Genomic DNA, 18,304 nt, shown 5'->3' with positions numbered 1-18,304 from the left:
CCGCGGGCCGGCGGCGACATTCTGGTCCTGCGCTGCGCAGGGGCATCCCATGACACTGGCCGTCCGTTCCGAAACCGCATGGTCGTTCTGGGGGCGGCTGCGGGCCGCCGCGGTGCTGGTCGTTCTGGTCGCATGTACGACGCCGGTGGCGGCCGCGGGGTGCGCCGGGCGCAACCTGTTTCCGACGCTCGCCCCCGATCAGGTCGCGGCCCTTGATGCGGCGGTGGCAAGGGTTCCGTACGCGAACGGCCTTCACTGGCGGGCCACGCGGGGGTCGGCGCGGATCGACATCGTGGGCACGTATCACTTTGCCGACCCGCGCCATCTGGACACGGTCGAGCGGCTGGCCCCCCTGGTCGCCGCCGCCGATGCGCTGCTGGTGGAGGCCGGACCCGACGAGGAGGCGCGCCTGTCGGATGCACTCGCGGCCGACCCGTCGCTGATCATGGATGCCCGGGGGCCGACGCTGCCGGAACGGCTGGGTCCGCGCGATTGGGGGATGCTCTCTGCGGCGCTGGGGGACCGCGGCATCCCGCCGATCCTGGCAAGCCGGATGCGACCCTGGTACGTCTCGATGATGCTGGGCCTGTCGCCCTGCATGGTGCGGCAGGTCCGCACGGCGGGCGAGACCGGGGGCCTGGACCATCTGCTGATCGCCGCAGCACAGGACGCGGACGTGCCGGTGCGCGCCCTGGAGCCCTGGGACACGCTGTTCGGCGTCTTTTCGGGACTGACCGACGCGCAGGAAAACGACATGATCCGCGCCGCTCTGCCGGCTGCGCGTCAGGCCGACGACTACGCCGCCACCACGACCGAGGCCTATTTCGCCGGCGATGTCTGGCGCATCTGGGAGTTCGGGCGCATCGACGCCTATGCCACCTCGGGGCTGGACCGCGCCGCGGTGGACGAGCAGTTGCGGCTGGCGCAGGATCAGTTGATGGACGCCCGCAACCGCCGCTGGATCGGTCCGCTGACCGGGGCTGCGGTGGACGCGGCCGGGCGCGGCAAGGGCGTGGTGGCGGCGTTCGGCGCATTGCACCTGCCGGGCGACAATGGCGTGCTGCGGCTGCTCGAAAGGGACGGCTGGACCATCGAGAGGACCGATCCATGAGCCTGACCGAGGAACGCTGGGCCGACGAGGAGGGCTGGTGGACGATGGGACCGGCCGAGGCGCGCCGCAACATGCACCCGGCCTGCGTCGTGGCCACGGCGCGGGGCGTGATGCAGGGCCGGGCGGTCCTGGCCGCCATGGACACCGCGCCGCGCTGGACCGCCGTCGTGATGACCGATCGCCACGCGACCGAGGGAGAGGACTGCGTCGTGCTGGGCTATCGCGCCTCGGCCAGCCGCACGGACGGATCGACGCGGGTGGCGATCTGCACCTCGACCTGGGTGCTGCAGCGCGACGGCTGGCGGCTGATCCAGCACCAGCAGACCCCGCCGGCCGACGGCTGAGGCGCGGGCCCCGACCCTTTCCCGCGCCGAATAGACAAGCACCGGGCCGCCCCCTATAACGCGCCCGAGTTCGCCATCCGCTTGCAAAGGTCCGTCCATGATCCAGGTTTTCGGCCACAAGGCCCCCGACACCGACTCCACCGGCTCGCCGCTGATCTGGGCGTGGTACCTGTCGGATGTCCGCAAGACCCCGGCCAAGGCCGTCCTGCAGGGGACCCCCAACACCGAGGCCATGTGGATGCTGGGCAAGTGGGGGGTCGACCTGCCCGAGATCATCACCGACGTGGCCGCGGGCGACCCGTGCGTGATCGTGGACACCAACAACCCCGCCGAGCTGCCCGCGTCGATCAACGATGCCGAGGTGATCGAGATCATCGACCATCACCTGCTGGCCGGCGGCATCAAGACCCGCACGCCCATCAACATCACCGTGCGGCCGCTGGCCTGCACGGCGACGATCATGCACGACCTGATCGGCGACGACCTCGAGCGTGCGCCGCGTTGGGTTAAGGGCGTGATGCTGACCTGCATCCTGTCGGACACGATGGAGTTCCGCTCGCCCACCACCACTCCGCATGACCGCTGGGTCGCCGAAAAGCTGGCCCGCGACCTGGAGATCGCGATTCCGTCGTTTGCGACCGAGATGTTCACCGCGAAATCCGATGTCTCGGCCTTCGGCGACGATGCCCTGCTGCGCATGGACAGCAAGGAATACGAGCTGGGCGGCAAGCGGATGCGGATTTCCGTGCTGGAAACCACCGCGCCGCAGGTGCTGCTGGACCGCAAGGCGCAGCTGATGGCCGCCATGCCCGGCGTCGCCGCCGAGGATGGCGCCGACGAGGTGATGCTGTTCGTCGTGGACATCCTGAACGAGCAATCGACCCTGCTGGTCCCCAACGACTTCGTCCGCCGCGTGGCCGAAACCTCGTTCGGCGTGCCGGTGACGGGCGACAGCGTCGTGCTGCCGGGCATCATCAGCCGCAAGAAGCAGATCATCCCCGCGCTGAAGGTCTGATCCCGCCGCTGCGGCCGCGCCGCCGCATCTGTCCCGCCCGGAGGCTGCGGCCTCTGGGCGGTTCCATGTCACGCCCAGCCCAAGGACGCCGCCATGACCCGCATCATCGAAAGCCTCGATCAGGTCGCCGCAGACTATGACGTGCTGTTTTGCGACCTGTGGGGCTGCGTGCACAACGGCCAACGCTTCTATCCCGCCGCGACGGACGCGCTGGTCCGCTATCGGCAGGGCGGGGGCAGGGTCGCGCTGATGACCAACGCGCCGCGCCCCGCGGCGCTGGTGCAGGCGCAGATCGACCGCATGGGCGTGCCCCGCGCGGCGTGGGACGTGATCGTGACGTCGGGCGACGCCGCGCAGGACGCGATGCTGTCCGGCCGCATCGGTCAGGACGTGTGGCACCTGGGGCCCGACAAGGACACGGGCTTTTTCACCGAGACGGCGGACCCGCGCGCGACCGCCATCCGCCGCGTGGATCTGGAGCGGGCGCAGGGCATCGTGGCGACCGGCCCGTTCGACGAGATGGTGGATGTCCCCGAGGATTACCGCGCCCGTCTTGAGGCGGCGCTGGCCCGCGGCCTGCCGATGCTGTGCGCGAACCCCGACCTTGTGGTCGACCTGGGCGAGACCCGCATCTATTGCGCGGGCGCCATCGCGCAGCTTTACGCAGAGATGGGCGGCGAGGTGCTGTATTTCGGCAAGCCGCACGCGCCGATCTATGACCTTGCGCGGCGCCGGCTGGACAGCCATGCCGCGCGCGAACTGGCCATCGGCGACGGGATCGGCACCGACATCGCGGGGGCGGTCGCGCAGGGCATCGATTCGCTGTTCGTGACAGGGGGACTGGCGGCGGACCACCTGGGCGGGGACGTGGAACGCCCCGACCCTGCGCGGCTGGCCGACTGGACGCGCGCGCAGGGCATCGTGCCGACGCTGGCCATAGGGCGCCTGCGCTGACCGGCACCGCGGGCGTCGCGTAACATTCTATCTTCTTGGCCAAGGCATGTGTTAGTTTGTTGCGCGAAGGCTTCGCATTTGATATGCGGCGCTGCAGCAACCAGGGACCTGCCATGATGCTCGACAACCAGCCGCGCGGAACGATCGTCATCGAGGATCTCGAGGTGGGGATGATGCGCTCGCTGCAAAAGCGCATTACCGACCACGACATCGAACTGTTCGCGCAGGTCTCGACCGACCGCAACCCGGTGCATCTGGACGACGACTATGCGCGCGACACCATTTTCGAAGGGCGCATCGCCCACGGCATGCTGACTGCCGGGCTGGTCAGCGCGGTGATCGGCGAGCAACTGCCCGGCCACGGCACCGTCTATCTGGGCCAGACGCTGAAGTTCATGGCCCCCGTGCGCCCCGGTGACCTGGTCCGGGTCGAGGTGACGGTCGAGTCCATCGACCACGCGCGTCGCCGCGTCACCCTTGCCACCCGCTGCCTGGTGGGCGATACCGTCGTGCTCAAGGGCGAGGCGGTGGTTCTGGCGCCAAGCCGCAAGTTCGACTGAGGGGCCAGGCCCCCAAAGGGCCGCCGATGCCGACCACCTCCGACCGTCATGCGCCGCAGAACCCGGTTCTGCACATCCACCGCGACTGGCGCGGCCTGCCGGCCAGCGCCCGCGGCGCGACCGTGGCGATGGGCAATTTCGACGGCGTCCATGTCGGACATCGCGCGGTGATCGACGCCGCCCGGCGGGCTTGCCCCGGCCGCCCGCTGGGGGTCGTCACCTTCGAGCCCCACCCGCGCGAATATTTCGCCGCCCTCCGGGGCGAGACACCCACGCCGTTCCGGCTGATGAACGCGGTGTCGCGCGCAAACCGGCTGGCCCGGCTGGGGATCGAGCATCTGTACGAACTGCCCTTCGGCCCCGTGCTTGCCGGCCTGACGCCCGATGCCTTTGCGCGCGAGGTTCTGGCCGAGGGCCTGGGCGTCGCCCATGTCGCTGTCGGGGCGGATTTCCGCTTTGGCCGCGACCGGGCGGGCGATGCGCCGGGCCTGTCCGCGCTGGGGCAGGCGCTGGGGTTCGGCGTCACCACGGTTCCGCTGATCGGGGCGGGCGACACCGCCGCAAGCTCGACCGCGATCCGTGCCGCGCTGGCAGAGGGTCGGCCGCGCGATGCCGAGCGCATGCTGGGCCACTGGCACCGCATCGAGGGGCCGGTGCTGCACGGCGCAAAGCGCGGGCGAGAGCTGGGCTATCCCACCGCCAACATGGCGCTGGACGGGCTGGCCCTGCCACGGCTGGGCGTCTATGCGGTGCTGGTTGATGTGCTGACCGGGCCACACAAGGGCAGCTATCGCGGTGTCGCGTCGCTGGGGGTGCGCCCCATGTTCGGCGAGAATGCCCCGAACATCGAGAGCCACCTGTTTGATTTCGCAGGCGATCTATACGGTGAGCAGCTGTCGGTCGCGCTGGTCGCCTGGCTGCGGCCCGAGGAAAGGTTCGACAGCCTCGACGCCCTGATCGCGCAGATGCACGCCGACGAGGCGCAGGCCCGCGCGCTGCTGACGGCGCTGTGATGCGGACCCGGTTCTGGGAGATGCCGCTGGCCGAACTGACCGCCGCCGAGTGGGAGGCGCTGTGCGACGGCTGCGGCAAGTGCTGCCTGAACAAGATCGAATACGAGGATGACGGCAGCGTCGAGTTCACCCGCGTCGCCTGCCGGCTGCTGGACGGGCAAAGCTGCCGTTGCTCCAGCTATTCCAACCGCCATCAGTTCGTGCCCGACTGCGTGGTTCTGACCCAGGGCAAGCTGGCCGAGATCGCCTGGTGGCTGCCGGCGACCTGCGCCTATCGCCTGCGGGCCGAGGGCAAGCCGCTGCATGACTGGCATCACCTGATTTCGGGCGACCCCGAGTCGGTGCACCGCGCGGGTGTATCGGTCCGCGGCTGGACCGTCAGTGAGCTGACCGTCGCCGAGGAGGACTGGGAGGACCATATCATCGAGGATCTGTCGTGAATTTCGCCTCGGACAACGCCTCGGGCGTGCATCCCCGGATCATGGCCGCGCTGGCGGCGGCGAACGACGGCCCGGCGCCGTCCTATGGGCGCGATCCCCTGACGGCGGCCGCCGTCGCCCGCGTGCGCGAGGTGTTCGAGGCGCCGGACGCCGCGGTCTTTCTGCTGGGGACCGGCACCGGGGCGAACGCGCTGGCGCTGGCGCAGCTGTGCCCGCCCTGGGGACGCATCTTCTGCCATCGCACCGCACATATCGAAACCAGCGAATCGGGCGCGCCCGCCTTCATGGCCGGGGGTGCGCAACTGGCGCTGATCGACGGGACAGGGGGCAGGATCACCCCGGACGGGCTGGCCGCCCGGCTGGCCGACTATCCGCAGGTCGATGAGCATGACGGCGTGAACGCCGTGCTGTCGCTGACGAACGCGACCGAGTGGGGCACCGTCTATGCCCCCGACCAGGTAGCCGCGCTGGCGGCGGGCTGCGGCATGGCGGTCCATATCGACGGGGCGCGGTTTGCCAACGCGGTCGTGGCAACGGGCGCCACGCCCGCCGCGCTGACCCATCGCGCGGGGGCGGCTGCGCTGTCGCTGGGGGGCACCAAGGGCGGCTGCCTTGCGCTCGAGGCGGTGGTGATCTTCGACCCCGCGCGGGCCGCGCAGTTCGATTTTCGCCGGATGCGCGCCGGCCATCTGTGGTCCAAGCACCGGTTCCTGGCCGCGCAGATGCTGGCCTGGCTGGAGGGCGGCCTGTGGCTGGACCTGGCCCGCCACGCCAACGCCGCCGCCCGCGAACTGGATGCGATCCTGCGCGCGGCGGGGGCCGAGCCGCTGGCCCCGGTTCAGGCGAACGAGGTCTTCGTCCGCCTGCCGCGCCCCCTGATCGCGCGGCTGCGCGCGGCGGGCCTGCGCGCCGCCGACTGGCCCACGCCGGGGGACGATGCGGACGCCGCGACGATCCGGCTGGTCACAAGCTGGGCCACGACCGACGACGAGATCACGGCCTTTCGCGCCGCCTCAGCCTAGGGCGTCCAGCAGCAGGTCCAGCGCATGATCCACCGTCGCCGCGCGGACGCCGTCGCGGCCGCGGGCGCCGAACTCGACCGTTTCCGTCCGCACGCCGCGCTCGTCCGCGATGCCGAAGCAGACCCGGCCCTCGGGCTTGTGTTCGGACCCCCCGGGACCCGCGATGCCCGTCACCGCGACGACGATCCCCGCGCGCGAGCGTTCCAGCGCGCCCGCAGCCATCTCGGCCGCGACCTGTTCGCTGACCGCGCCATGCGCGTCCAGCGTTTCCGCGCGCACGCCCAGCATCTCCTGCTTGGCCTCGTTCGAATAGGTGACGAAGCCACGGTCCACGACCTCGGACGCGCCCTCGACATCGGTCAGCTTGCTGACGATCAGCCCGCCCGTGCAGCTTTCCGCCGTGGCGATCATCAGCCCGCGGTCGCGGATCGCGTTCAGCAGCGTTTCGGCCTTGGACAGTTCCTTGTGCGACAGTTCCGGCTTCTCGTCGGCGTTCGGTTTCGGTTCGCTCATCCCATCACCCCATGTGAAATGCCGGCGGCGATCATGGTCGCGACGCCGGCGAACAAGCCTGCCCACAGATCGTCCAGCATCACCCCCGCGGCGTCGGTGCGGCGGTCCGCCCGTCCCACGAGCCAGGGTTTCCAGATGTCGAACAGGCGAAAGAACACGAAGGCCGCGACCCAGCCCGGATAGGGAAAGCGGTCCGCAGGCAGCCCCATCAGCCAGAACCCGGCCGAGGGAAAGCACAAGGCCAGCCACTGGCCGGCGATCTCGTCGATGACGATTTCGCTGCGGTCCTTGTCGGCCATGCCGGCGGTCCACCCGGAAATGGCCCACAGGCCCAGGGCAACGGCGGCCCCCGTGGCCAGCGCCAGGGCCGGGAAATGCCCAAGGCGGTGCAGGATCACCCCCAGCAGGACGGCCAGGGCCGAGGCCCAGGTTCCCGGCGCGGGCCGCAGATGCCCGACCCCGAACCACGTCGCGAGACAGGCCTGCATCACGCGCCGCCGATCAGCGTGGCAGTCGCAATGGCGGCGATGCCCTCGCCCCGGCCGGTGAAGCCCAGCCGTTCCGACGTGGTGGCCTTGACGCTGATGCGGGCGGCCTCGACCCCCAGGATCGCGGCCAGCCGCGCCTGCATGGCGGCGGCATGGGGGCCGACCTTGGGATGTTCGCAGATCAGCGTGACGTCGGCGTTGCCCAGCCGGAACCCCTGTTCGCGCGCAAGGGCCGCCGCGTGGGCCAGGAAGACATGGCTTTCCGCACCCTTCCATCGCGGGTCGCTGGGGGGAAAGTGCCGACCGATGTCGCCCATGGCCAGCGCCCCATAGATCGCGTCGGTCAACGCGTGCATCCCCACATCGGCATCGGAATGGCCGACCAGCCCCGCGCCATGGGGCACGCGCACCCCGCACAGCCAGACGTGATCGCCGGGGCCAAAGGCATGCACGTCGAACCCGTTGCCCAGCCGAATGTCCATGCCACCCCCCAGGATGCGGCGCGCGCGATCAAAGTCGGCGGGCCATGTCAGCTTCAGATTGTCGTCGTCGCCCGGCGTGATCGTCACCGGCAGGCCGGCGCGGTGGGCCAGTTCCACGTCGTCGGCCGCGCCCTCGGGATGGGCGCGGTGCGCGGCCGCGATCGCCTCCAGCACGAAGCCTTGCGGGGTCTGGGCCCGGTAAAGGCCGCCGCGGTCGGCGAACCCGGTGACGCGGCCGCCGTCGCCGCGCCACAGCGCATCGGCGACCGGCAGCGCAGGCGCGGCGGCGGGCGCGCCCGCCGCCAGGGCGGCCAGGACGCCCTTGATCACGCCGCGTGACACCAGCGGGCGCGCGCCGTCGTGGATCAGCACATGGGTCAGCCCGGACGCGTCCAGCGACGCAAGCCCCGCGCGCACGCTGGCCGAGCGCGTGTCGCCGCCCGCAACCAGCGTGACCGGCCCGGACAGATCGGCCACCGCGCGGGCCATGTCGTCGGGATGCACCACCACGACGATGCGGCCGAAGCCGGCGAATGCGTCGATGCTGCGCGCCAGCACGCTGCGCCCGGCAAGGTCGCGCCACTGCTTGGGGCGGCCCTCGCCCGCGCGCAGGCCTCGGCCCGCCGCGGTGATGACAACGGCGACGCGGTCGCGGGGCAGCGCGGGCGCCGCGGGTTCGGTTTCGGGGCAGGGGGCAGGGCGATCCATCACGCCGGGATACGTCAGCACGGCAGGCCGCGCAACGCCGGGCGGCCCGTCGCGCAACGCGGCGTTGCGCGCCCCCACCCCTCGCACCCGGCCCGCATCCGGCCTATATCGCGTGCACCACACCCAAGGAGACGCGCGCCATGACCGAACTTTCCCCGCTGGACTCAGCCAAGGACGCGGCGGCGCGGGCTGCCGTGGCGCTGGTTCAGGACGGAATGCGGGTGGGTCTTGGAACCGGCTCGACCGCTGTCTTCATGGTCCACCGCCTGGCGGAACGGGTGCACGCCGAGAACCTGCGCCTGCGCCTGGCCGCGACCAGCCGCGCCACCTGCGACCTGGCCGGTCAGCTTGGCCTGACGATCGAGGAGCTTGACGACATCGGCTGGCTGGATCTGACGATCGACGGCGCCGACGAGATCGACCCCGACCTGAACCTGATCAAGGGCGGCGGCGGCGCGCATCTGCGCGAAAAGATCACCGCCGCCGCGTCCGACCGCCTGATCGTCATCGCCGACCCCGGCAAGGTCGTCGAGACGCTGGGCGCGTTCCATCTGCCGGTCGAGGTCATCCCGTTCGGCTGGCAGACGACCCGCGTGCATATCCAGCACCTGCTGGAGACCCTGGACCTGACGCATCGCCCGATGCTGAAGCGCCAGCGCGACGGACGCGATTTCGTCACCGACGAGGGGAACATGATCCTGGACCTGTCGCTGGACGTGATCGCCGACTGCAAGGCGCTGTCGTCGGGGCTGCACGCTATCCCCGGCGTGGTGGAACACGGGCTGTTCCTGGGCCTGTGCGACCTTGCGCTGATCGGCAGCCCTGACGGGGGCGTAATCGAAATGACCCGGCCCGAGGTGGTGGCATGAGCTTTGATCTTGACCTTTTCGTGATCGGCGGCGGCTCGGGCGGGGTGCGCGCGGCGCGCATCGCGGCCAGCCAGCATGGCGCCCGCGTGGCATTGGCCGAGGAAAGCCGCCTGGGCGGCACCTGCGTGATCCGGGGCTGCGTCCCGAAAAAGCTGATGATCTTTGCCAGCGGGGCGCCCGCCGCGGCCGCCGAGGCGCGTGCCTACGGCTGGTCGGCCGAGGCCGGCCGCTTTGACTGGCCCGCGTTCCGCGACAAGCTGCACCACGAGTTGTCGCGGCTGGAGGGGCTTTACGAAGGCGGGCTGGTCGCCGCCGGGGTGGCCGTGCACAACGCCCGCGCGCGCATCGTCGATGCCCATACGGTCGAACTGGACGACGGGCAGCGGTTCAGCGCGGCCCATATCCTGATCGCCGTCGGGGGCCGCCCGGTGCGCCCGGACATCCCGGGCGCAGAGCTTGGCCTGATCTCGGACGACCTGTTCGACCTGGACCGGCTGCCGGGGCGGGTCCTGGTGGTCGGCGGCGGCTTCATCGCCTGCGAATACGCCACGATCCTGAACGGCCTGGGCTGCGCGACGACCCTGGTGCATCGCGGCGACAAGGTGCTGCGCGGCTTTGACACCGAGATGCGCGGCCTTGTCACCCGCCAGCTCGAACAGATCGGCGTCACCCTGCAACTGGACGACGGCCCGACCGCGCTGGCGCGCGAGGGCGACGGCATCCGCGTCAGCTTCAAGTCCGGGGCCGATGCCGTCTTTGACGCGGTGATGTTTGCCACCGGCCGCGCGCCCTATACGGGCGGGCTGGGGCTGGAAGGGACCGGCGTCCGGCTGGGGTCCAGGGGACAGATCGTCGTCGATCAGTGGTCGCAGACCGCCGTGCCGTCGATCTTCGCCGTGGGCGACGTGACCGACCGCGTGAACCTGACCCCGGTCGCCATCCGCGAGGGGCACGCCTTCGCCGACACGGTGTTCGGCGCGCAGCCGCGCTGCGTGGATCACGGGCTGATCGCCAGCGCCGTCTATACCCGCCCGCACGAGCTTGGGACCATCGGCCTGACCGAAGAGGAGGCGGCCGCCAGGGGCCCGATCGAGGTCTATGCCGCCAGCTTCCGCCCCATGCGGTCGCTGTTCGGCGGGTCCGAGGCCCGCGCCCTGATGAAGCTGGTGGTCTGCGAGACCACCCGGCGCGTCCTTGGCTGCCACATCTTCGCCCCCGAGGCGGGTGAGATGATTCAGCTGGCGGCCGTCGCCGTGGGCATGAAGGCCACCAAGGAGGATTTCGACGCCACCGTCGCCGTCCACCCGACCCTGGCGGAAGAGCTGGTCACCATGCGCCTGCCGGTGCGCCGCGCCGGTCCCGAGTTGGCCGGCGCACGCCACGCGGCCGAGCCGGCCGAAGCCTGAGCGTCCGCCTCCGTGCCTCCTGCGCGCCGCGTTCCTTGGGATGCCGCGCAATCGGGCACAAAGGGTTGACTTAACGCATGTTCGCCCCAGTTAGGGGAGAGGTTCGACGAAAGGTGCATTCATGGCAAATCAGGGCCCGTGGGGCGGGGGCAGCGGCGGCGACGGCAACGGCGACGATCGGCCCAAGGCGCCGCCGGGGCGCCCGCCCGAACAGGGCCGCGGCCCGCAGCGCCCCTGGGGCCTGCCGGGCGGGTCCGACGATCGCCCGCCACCCGGCGGTCCGCGCCGCCCTGACCAGGTTCCCGAAATCGAGGACCTGATGCGCAAGGGCCAGGAAAAGCTGCGCGTGCTGATGGGCGGCAAGACCGGCGGGCCGCGCGGCCCCCTGGGACCCCGGCCTGGCATGCCCCGGGTCAGGCGGGGCAGCTGGGGGATCTTTGCCCTGGGCGCCGTCGCGGTCTGGGTCTTCACCAGCTTCTACACCGTGGACACCGGAGAGAAGGCCGTCGAGCTGCTGTTCGGCCAGCCCTACGCCGTGCGGGACGAAGGCCTGAACTTTGCCCCCTGGCCCTTCGTCACCCGACAGATCGTGCGCGTGACCGAGGAAAAGTCGATCGACATCGGCATCGGTCGTGACCCGCTGGACAGCGGGCTGATGCTGACCCGCGACCAGAACATCGTGAACATGCAGTATCAGGTGGTCTGGAACGTCTCGAGCCCCGAGCAGTATCTGTTCAACCTGGCCGACCCCGAAGGGACGATCCGCGCCGTCGCCGAAAGCGCGATGCGCGACATCGTGGCCCGGTCGGAACTGGCGCCGATCCTGAACCGCGACCGCGGCGTGATCGCCAGCGACCTCGAGGTGGCGATCCAGGCCACGCTGGACAGCTACAGCGCCGGCATCAACGTCGTGCGCGTCAACCTGGGCCGCGCCGACCCCCCCGAAGAGGTGATCGACGCCTTCCGCGAGGTGCAGGCCGCGCAGCAGGAGCGCGACCGGCTTGAGAAAGAGGCCGACGCCTATGCCAACCGCGTGCTGGCCAACGCCCGCGGCGAGGCAGCGGCGCTGGTCGAGGGGGCCGAGGCCTATCGCGCCCAGGCCGTCAACGCCGCCGAGGGCGAGGCCTCGCGGTTCATCTCGGTCTACGACGAATACGTCAAGGCGCCCGACGTGACCCGGCGCCGGATGTATCTGGAAACCATGGAGAAGGTCCTGGGCGACGTGAACAAGGTGCTGATCGAAGGCGGGGCGTCCGGCTCGGGCGTGGTGCCATACCTGCCGCTGGACCAGTTGCGCCCGCAGCCGGCGCCTCCGGCGGTGCAGCCGTCGGCCGCCGCCCGCGGCGTCGCGCCGGAAATCACCGCCGCGCCGCAACCCACCGTCACTCGGGGGAACAACTGATGCGCCGCGCGATATCCGTCTTTGCGCTGCCGCTGGTCTTTGTGCTGGCGGTGGCCGTCATGGCCTCGGTCTATATCGTCGATGTCCGTGAAAAGGCCCTGGTCCTGCGCTTCGGCGAGGTCGTGGCCGTCCGAGAGGAGCCGGGCCTCGGCCTGAAGCTGCCGATCATCGACCAGGTGGTGACATACGATGCTCGCATCCTGGGCCTGACCACCGAGCCGATGGAAGTGACGCCGCTGGACGACCGCCGCCTGGTGGTGGACGCCTTCGCGCGCTGGCAGATCACCGATGTCGTGCGGTTCCGCCGCGCGGTGGGCGACGGCGGCATCGCCTTTGCCGAAAGCCGGCTGGCGGGGATCATGACCAACGCGATCCGGGGGGTGCTGGGTTCGGTCCCCTCGACGACGGTCCTGTCGGACGACCGGACCTCGCTGATGAACCAGATCCGCGACACGGCCCGGCGCGACGCCGAAAACCTGGGCGTGCAGGTGATCGACGTGCGCTTGACCCGCACCGACCTGCCCGAGCAGAACCTGGCCGCGACCTATGCCCGGATGCGCGCGGAGCGCGAGCGCGAGGCCGCCGACGAGATCGCCCGCGGCGGCGAGGCCGCGCAGCGGGTTCGCGCGACGGCGGACCGGACCGTGGTCGAGCTGACCTCGGACGCGCGCCGCAAGGCCGAGGTGGTGCGCGGCGAGGCCGACGCCCGCCGCAACGCGATCTATGCCGAGGCCTTCGGCCGCGACCCCGAGTTCTTTGCGTTCACCCGCTCGATGACCGCCTATGAACGCGCGCTGGGCGGGTCCAACAGCTCGATGGTACTGGCGCCGGATGGCGAGTTCTTCAGCTATCTGGGCGGCGAACGGGGCGAGGGCGCGCTGACGGGTGCGCCTGCAACGCCGGCCGTCCCGCGCGACACCGGCGCACAGCCCGGCGCCAGCGTCGATCCCGCAGGCACATCGGCGCCGGACGCCGCGGGCGGCGCGGCTGCGGTCCTGCCCGGCGCCACGCCGGACACGACAGCGGACGCGGGCGTGACGGCGACGCCGGTCACGACCCCCGCCTCGCTGGCCGTGGATGAGGTGGCCCCTGCCACGGGTGCCGCGCCGGTTCCCGCAGGTGCCGCCGAACCCGCGCCGGCGGGCAACGCGGCTGGGGCGCCCGCAGGCACCGGTTCCCCGGTCGCGCCGACCGCCAGCAACTGATTGCGTGCAGGCGAGAGACAAGGGGGGGTGCGGAAAGCCGCGCCCCCCTTTGCATTTGAGGTCCGGTGGGCCCGCGCCCTGAAGTGCAAGTCACGATGAGTTCACGCGGCCAGGGACGTGGCACTCTTGCAACTGCGTCCCATATGTCGTGCGTTGGTTTTCGCACACGGCCCCCGCCGGGCCGGCAAGCTCTGGAGAGTTCCCGCATGACCTGCGCCCTGATCCGTCGCCGCCTGGCCTTGTCCGCCTCGGCGATCGCCATCGCCCTGACGCTGACGCCCGTCCACGCCCAGCAGGCGGCGCCCCAGCCCGTTCCGCCTGTTGCGCCCGCCCAGGCAACGCCGCTGCCCGCCGCGCCGTCCGGCGCGCCGCACACCACCACCGTGCCCGACGCCGAGGAGGGCAAGGTCCCGGAGGCCGCGAATGCCAACACGCCCCTGAGCGCGCCCGCGCCGCAGGTGATGCCGGACAGCTTTGCCGGCATCGTCGAACGGGTCAGCCCGGCCGTCGTCAACATCACCACCACCGCCGTCGTGTCGCGTCCCGTCAACCCGGGCCCGATGTTCCCCGAGGGGAGCCCGTTTTCGGACCTGTTCCGCGACTTCGGCATCCCGGGCTTTCCCGATCAGGACATGCCCTTCGGCCAGCAGGGTCCGACGGCGCGCGAGCGGTCGAATGCGCTGGGGTCGGGGTTTGTCGTTTCGGCCGAGGGGCTGATCGTCACCAACAACCACGTCATCGACGGCGCCGACGAGATCGAGGTCGAGTTCCAGTCGGGCGCCCGCCTGCCGGCCAAGGTGATCGGGACAGACGCCACGACCGACGTGGCCGTGCTGAAGGTCGAGGCAGACAATCCGCTGCCGTTCGTCACGTTTGGCGACAGCGACCAGGCCCGTGTGGGCGACTGGGTGCTGGCGCTGGGGAACCCGCTGGGGCAGGGCTTCTCCGCCTCGTCCGGCATCATCTCGGCCAAGGCGCGGGCGCTGACGGGCACGTATGACGATTTCATCCAGACCGACGCGGCGATCAACCGCGGGAACTCGGGCGGTCCGCTGTTCAACCTTGCGGGCGAGGTGATCGGCGTCAACACCGCGATCCTGTCGCCGAACGGCGGGTCGATCGGGATCGGGTTTTCCATGGCGTCGAACGTCGTCAGCAAGGTCGTGCAGCAGCTGGAGGAGTTCGGCGAGACGCGCCGGGGCTGGCTGGGTGTCAAGATCCAGGACGTGACCGACGACATCGCCGATTCGCTCGGGCTGGAATCCAGCACCGGGGCGATGGTCACCGACGTGCCCGCCGGCCCTGCCGCCGATGCCGGCGTGAAGGCGGGCGACGTGATCACCCGCTTTGCCGGCGGCGAGGTGGCCGACACCCGCGACCTGGTGCGCCGCGTCGCGGATGCGCCGGTGGGACAGGCGGTGGAGATCGTCGTGATGCGCGATGGCAAGCCGGTGACGCTGCAGATCACGCTGGGCCGGCGCGAGCTGGCCGAGGCGGCAGCTGGGGGTCCGGGGTCGCAGGAGGGCAGCGATGCGCCCCGCACCAGCGAGACGCTGGGCCTGACGCTTGTGCCGATGACGCCCGAGCTGGCGGCGCGGCTGGACCTGCCCCAGAACGCCGCCGGGCTGGTCGTGCAGGATGTCGATCCCGAAGGGCCGGCGGCCGGCAAGGGCCTGTCGGCCGGCGATGTGATCGTCGAGGCCGGGCAGCAGCCCGTCGCATCCGTGGCCGACCTCGAGGCGCGGGTCGCCGAGGCCAAGGAGGCGGGGCGCAAGTCGGTCCTGCTGCTGGTGCGGCGCGAGGGCGAGCCCCGTTTCGTCGCGCTGTCGGTCGAGTGATTGCGGCCGGGCCAAGGTCCGCAGGGGTCGCGGTCCCCGACTGCCCGGCATGAAGAAAGGGCGGCGGTCACGCGACCGCCGCCCCTTTCGTTGGAACGGGCCTCGTCCTACTGCGCGGCGGGGGCCGGCATCGCGGCCTTCAGCGCCTCGAACCCGGCGGTGAAGCCCTTGAGCGACAGCGTCAGCTTGACGGTGTTCTTCGCCGCCTCGCCCCCATAGGGCAGCAGCGAAACGGTCGCGGCGTTGCCGTTCTTCATCGCGGCAAGCTCTGCCTCGGTCATGCCGACGCGGGCGATGCAGCCGATCTGGGCGCAGACAAGGAACGGATAGGCGCTGTTCTTGCCGGAATCGATCTGGAACCCCAGCCCGGTCGTCAGGTCCGTTTCCAGCGGGGACACAAAGTTCACGACGGCCGCCGCCCGGCCTGTGAACGGAATGACCGATACCTCGGCCACGGCCGCCCCTTGGGCGTCCTTCATCAGCTGGTAAAGCTCGCACGGGTCCTGCCCCTCGGGCGCCTTCATGCAGCGCAGCTGCCAGTCACCGTGGGTTCCCTTGGTGTAATAGGCGCCGACCTGCGGCTCTCCCGCGGGCGCGGCGGCGGCGGCGTCGCTGCCTGCGGCGGGCGCAGGGGTCGCCGGGGTGGCTGCCGGGGCCGTTCCCGTTTCAGTGGTCGCGGCGCTGTCGGGCGCAGGCGCCGCGGCCGCCGGTGCGTCGGCCGCCGGCGCTGTCGGGGCAGGGGTCGCCGGGACAGGGGCGTCGGCCGCGGCCGGGGTCGTCTCGGCGGCAACTGCGGCGGGGGCGGCAGCGTCGCCAGCCGTCGCGGCCGCAGCCGGCGCCGGGGCATCGGTCGCGGTCTGCGCGAGTGCCGCCAGCGGCGCGGTGGCGATCAGCGCCGCCAGAAAAGCGGCAGAGGGGGTGCGGGCCATGGGTCATCCTTTATCGACGAAACGCGTCGCGGCGGTGCTAGCATGGGTGGTTCGCCTTGTCAGGGGCAAGCCCGACCGACTGCACAGGGGCGGGCATAACACTCGCGTGCGTGGGCATCATCGCGCACGGACCCGCAGGGCGCGCCGGGTGCCGGGGGAATGGCAAAAGGGGCGCGGCCTGCGCCAGCGCCCCTTTCTTTTCCTTCCCTGCCGGACTGGCCGGTCATCATTGCGCGCAGGCTATCCGCCCGCGCGCGGGGCGTCAATCGCGCCGACCGCGACCCGTCGCCGGACGGCTAGCGGGGCGTGGCAGAACCGGGCTGGCCCGGCGCGCGGAACGGGCTATGCTCGCCGCAAGCCCTGCGCACGAGGATAGCCGTGACCGATCCGACCCCGACCCTGCCCGACGCTGCCCTGCCCGCCGACCAGGGCGCATCGCCCGGGACGCCGCTGCGGCGCGTCGTGGACCTGGACCGTGGCTGCATCCTGCTTGGCGGGGCCGGGCCCGACCATACCGACCCGCAGCATCTGCTGTTGCGCCGCGCCAACCGTCACGGGCTGATCGCGGGCGCCACCGGCACCGGCAAGACGGTGACGCTGCAGACCCTGGCCGAGTCGCTGTCGCTGGCGGGGGTGCCGGTGGTGCTGTCGGACGTCAAGGGCGATCTGGCCGGCATGGCCCAGCCCGGCGGCACCGACCCCGCCCTGGCCCAGCCGTTCGCCAGCCGCGCCGCGCGCATCGGGATGCCGCTGGACCACCAGGGTTTTCCCGTCACCTACTGGGACGTGTTCGGCGAAAAGGGTCATCCCGTCAGGACCACCCCCACCGAGATGGGACCGCTGCTGCTGTCGCGGCTGATGGACCTGACCCCCGCGCAGGAAGGCGTCATGACCCTCGTCTTTCGCATCGCCGACGAGCAGGGCTTGCCGATCCTCGACCTCAAGGACCTTCAGTCGATGCTGGTCTGGGTGGGACAGAACGCGAAAGAGCTGAGCCTGCGCTACGGCAATGTCTCGACCGCCTCGGTGGGCGCGATCCAGCGCGGCCTGATGGTTCTGGAGGGGCAGGGGGGCGACCGGCTGTTCGGGGAACCGGCGCTGGACCTGGCCGATCTGATGCGGGTGGATGCTTCCGGCAAGGGGGTCGTCAACATCCTGGCGGCCGACCGGCTGATGCAGTCGCCGCGCCTTTACGCGACGTTGCTGCTGTGGCTGCTGTCCGAACTGTTCGAGCAACTGCCCGAGGTGGGCGACCCCGACAAGCCGCGGCTTGCGTTCTTTTTCGACGAGGCACATCTGCTGTTCGACGATGCGCCCGGTGCGCTGATCGACAAGGTCGAACAGGTGGCGCGGCTGATCCGGTCCAAGGGGGTCAGCGTGTGGTTCGTCACCCAGAACCCCGCGGACCTGCCCGACTCGGTGCTGGGGCAACTGGGCAATCGCATCCAGCACGCCCTGCGCGCCTATACCCCCAAGGACACCAGGGCGCTGAAGACCGCGGCCGAAAACTATCGGCCCAACCCGGCCTTCGACACCGCGCAGGCCATCCGCGAGGTGGGGACGGGCGAGGCCGTGACCTCGCTGCTGGAGGAGAGCGGCGCGCCGGGGATGGCGCAGCGGACCCTGATCCGCCCGCCGCTGTCGCGCATGGGGCCGATCGCGGACGAGGACCGGGCGCGGATCGTGCAGCTGTCGCCGCTGGCGCTAAAATATGCCCGGACGATCGACCGCGCCTCGGCGCACGAGGCGCTGGCCCAGCGCGCCGCCGACGCCGCGGCGCAGACCGCCGACGCCGATCTGTTCGAGATGCCGTCGCGCGGGACACGGCGCGCCGATGCCGGCATCCAGATCCGGCCCGGGCCGACCGCGGCCCGCACGCCGCGCGGCGACACGATGGCCACGGCGTTCGGCAAAAGCATGGCCCGCGCGATCGGCACGCGGGCGGGCACCGCGATCGTGCGCGGGGTGCTGGGGTCGATCCTGCGCAGCCGCTGACGGCGGCAGG

The 18,304-nt window shown here is 71.2% G+C and carries 18 protein-coding genes; 14 read left to right on the top strand and 4 right to left on the bottom strand.

Going from position 1 to position 18,304, the window contains the following annotated elements; genetic code table 11:
* The first annotated feature begins 49 nt into the window (after window positions 1-49).
* The 8 genes from DPQ23_RS12620 to DPQ23_RS12585 all read left to right on the top strand — a co-directional run bounded on the left by DPQ23_RS12620 (window position 50) and on the right by DPQ23_RS12585 (window position 6,459).
* A complete protein-coding gene (locus DPQ23_RS12620) occupies window positions 50-1,111 on the top strand; it encodes a TraB/GumN family protein (RefSeq protein WP_112875151.1) in 1,062 nt (353 codons plus the stop codon).
* A complete protein-coding gene (locus DPQ23_RS12615) occupies window positions 1,108-1,455 on the top strand; it encodes a DUF4440 domain-containing protein (protein ID WP_112875150.1) in 348 nt (115 codons plus the stop codon). Before DPQ23_RS12620 ends, DPQ23_RS12615 begins: the two co-directional genes overlap by 4 nt.
* A 97-nt stretch (window positions 1,456-1,552) precedes the next feature.
* Window positions 1,553-2,470 (top strand): manganese-dependent inorganic pyrophosphatase, encoded by a 918-nt coding sequence (locus tag DPQ23_RS12610; protein ID WP_112875149.1) that lies wholly within the window; start codon window positions 1,553-1,555, stop codon window positions 2,468-2,470.
* 93 nt (window positions 2,471-2,563) lie between these two features.
* A complete protein-coding gene (locus DPQ23_RS12605; RefSeq protein ID WP_112875148.1) occupies window positions 2,564-3,424 on the top strand; it encodes a TIGR01459 family HAD-type hydrolase in 861 nt (286 codons plus the stop codon).
* 116 nt (window positions 3,425-3,540) lie between these two features.
* A complete protein-coding gene (locus DPQ23_RS12600) occupies window positions 3,541-3,984 on the top strand; it encodes a MaoC family dehydratase (RefSeq protein ID WP_112875187.1) in 444 nt (147 codons plus the stop codon).
* 68 nt (window positions 3,985-4,052) lie between these two features.
* A complete protein-coding gene (locus DPQ23_RS12595) occupies window positions 4,053-4,997 on the top strand; it encodes a bifunctional riboflavin kinase/FAD synthetase (RefSeq protein WP_112875186.1) in 945 nt (314 codons plus the stop codon).
* Window positions 4,997-5,437, top strand: a complete 441-nt coding sequence (locus DPQ23_RS12590) for a YcgN family cysteine cluster protein (protein ID WP_112875147.1) — start codon at window positions 4,997-4,999, stop codon at window positions 5,435-5,437. The genes DPQ23_RS12595 and DPQ23_RS12590 overlap by 1 nt, the downstream gene beginning before the upstream one ends.
* Window positions 5,434-6,459 (top strand): threonine aldolase family protein, encoded by a 1,026-nt coding sequence (locus DPQ23_RS12585; RefSeq protein ID WP_112875146.1) that lies wholly within the window; start codon window positions 5,434-5,436, stop codon window positions 6,457-6,459. The genes DPQ23_RS12590 and DPQ23_RS12585 overlap by 4 nt, the downstream gene beginning before the upstream one ends.
* Here the strand turns inward: DPQ23_RS12585 and DPQ23_RS12580 are convergent.
* Genes DPQ23_RS12580 through DPQ23_RS12570 form a run of 3 tightly spaced genes read right to left on the bottom strand, consistent with a single transcriptional unit; the run spans window position 6,451 to window position 8,650 of the window.
* Entirely contained in the window at window positions 6,451-6,972 is a 522-nt protein-coding gene (locus DPQ23_RS12580) for a CinA family protein (RefSeq protein WP_112875145.1), read from the bottom strand. The genes DPQ23_RS12585 and DPQ23_RS12580 overlap by 9 nt on opposite strands.
* A complete protein-coding gene (locus DPQ23_RS12575; protein WP_112875144.1) occupies window positions 6,969-7,460 on the bottom strand; it encodes a phosphatidylglycerophosphatase A family protein in 492 nt (163 codons plus the stop codon). The genes DPQ23_RS12580 and DPQ23_RS12575 overlap by 4 nt, the downstream gene beginning before the upstream one ends.
* Window positions 7,460-8,650: a bifunctional 2-C-methyl-D-erythritol 4-phosphate cytidylyltransferase/2-C-methyl-D-erythritol 2,4-cyclodiphosphate synthase gene (locus DPQ23_RS12570; protein WP_112875185.1), complete on the bottom strand. Its 1,191-nt coding sequence runs from the start codon at window positions 8,648-8,650 to the stop codon at window positions 7,460-7,462. Before DPQ23_RS12570 ends, DPQ23_RS12575 begins: the two co-directional genes overlap by 1 nt.
* A 140-nt stretch (window positions 8,651-8,790) precedes the next feature.
* On the opposite strand from DPQ23_RS12570, the gene rpiA reads away from it, so the two are divergent.
* From rpiA to DPQ23_RS12545, 5 genes are all read left to right on the top strand, one after another.
* Window positions 8,791-9,519 (top strand): ribose-5-phosphate isomerase RpiA, encoded by a 729-nt coding sequence (gene rpiA, locus DPQ23_RS12565; RefSeq protein ID WP_112875143.1) that lies wholly within the window; start codon window positions 8,791-8,793, stop codon window positions 9,517-9,519.
* The gene (gene gorA / locus DPQ23_RS12560) at window positions 9,516-10,925 is read left to right on the top strand and encodes a glutathione-disulfide reductase (protein WP_112875142.1); all 1,410 of its coding nucleotides are present in this window, start codon (window positions 9,516-9,518) and stop codon (window positions 10,923-10,925) included. Before rpiA ends, gorA begins: the two co-directional genes overlap by 4 nt.
* Window positions 10,926-11,046: 121 nt before the next feature.
* A complete protein-coding gene (hflK, locus tag DPQ23_RS12555; RefSeq protein ID WP_112875141.1) occupies window positions 11,047-12,327 on the top strand; it encodes an FtsH protease activity modulator HflK in 1,281 nt (426 codons plus the stop codon).
* Complete coding sequence (hflC, locus tag DPQ23_RS12550) at window positions 12,327-13,532, top strand: protease modulator HflC (RefSeq protein ID WP_112875140.1); 1,206 nt, start codon at window positions 12,327-12,329, stop codon at window positions 13,530-13,532. The genes hflK and hflC overlap by 1 nt, the downstream gene beginning before the upstream one ends.
* Before the next feature lie 461 nt (window positions 13,533-13,993).
* Window positions 13,994-15,370, top strand: a complete 1,377-nt coding sequence (locus DPQ23_RS12545) for a DegQ family serine endoprotease (protein ID WP_240602723.1) — start codon at window positions 13,994-13,996, stop codon at window positions 15,368-15,370.
* Between the two features lie 107 nt (window positions 15,371-15,477).
* Here DPQ23_RS12545 and DPQ23_RS12540 read toward each other — a convergent pair whose 3' ends face one another.
* Window positions 15,478-16,299 (bottom strand): invasion associated locus B family protein, encoded by an 822-nt coding sequence (locus tag DPQ23_RS12540; RefSeq protein ID WP_112875138.1) that lies wholly within the window; start codon window positions 16,297-16,299, stop codon window positions 15,478-15,480.
* 450 nt (window positions 16,300-16,749) lie between these two features.
* Between DPQ23_RS12540 and DPQ23_RS12535 the strand changes: the two genes are divergently transcribed.
* Window positions 16,750-18,294 (top strand): helicase HerA-like domain-containing protein, encoded by a 1,545-nt coding sequence (locus DPQ23_RS12535; RefSeq protein ID WP_112875184.1) that lies wholly within the window; start codon window positions 16,750-16,752, stop codon window positions 18,292-18,294.
* Window positions 18,295-18,304: the final 10 nt, after the last annotated feature.

It is taken from the genome of Paracoccus endophyticus (genome assembly GCF_003286075.1).
Lineage (GTDB): Bacteria > Pseudomonadota > Alphaproteobacteria > Rhodobacterales > Rhodobacteraceae > Paracoccus > Paracoccus endophyticus.
This window is presented reverse-complemented; position numbering and strand designations above follow the sequence as displayed.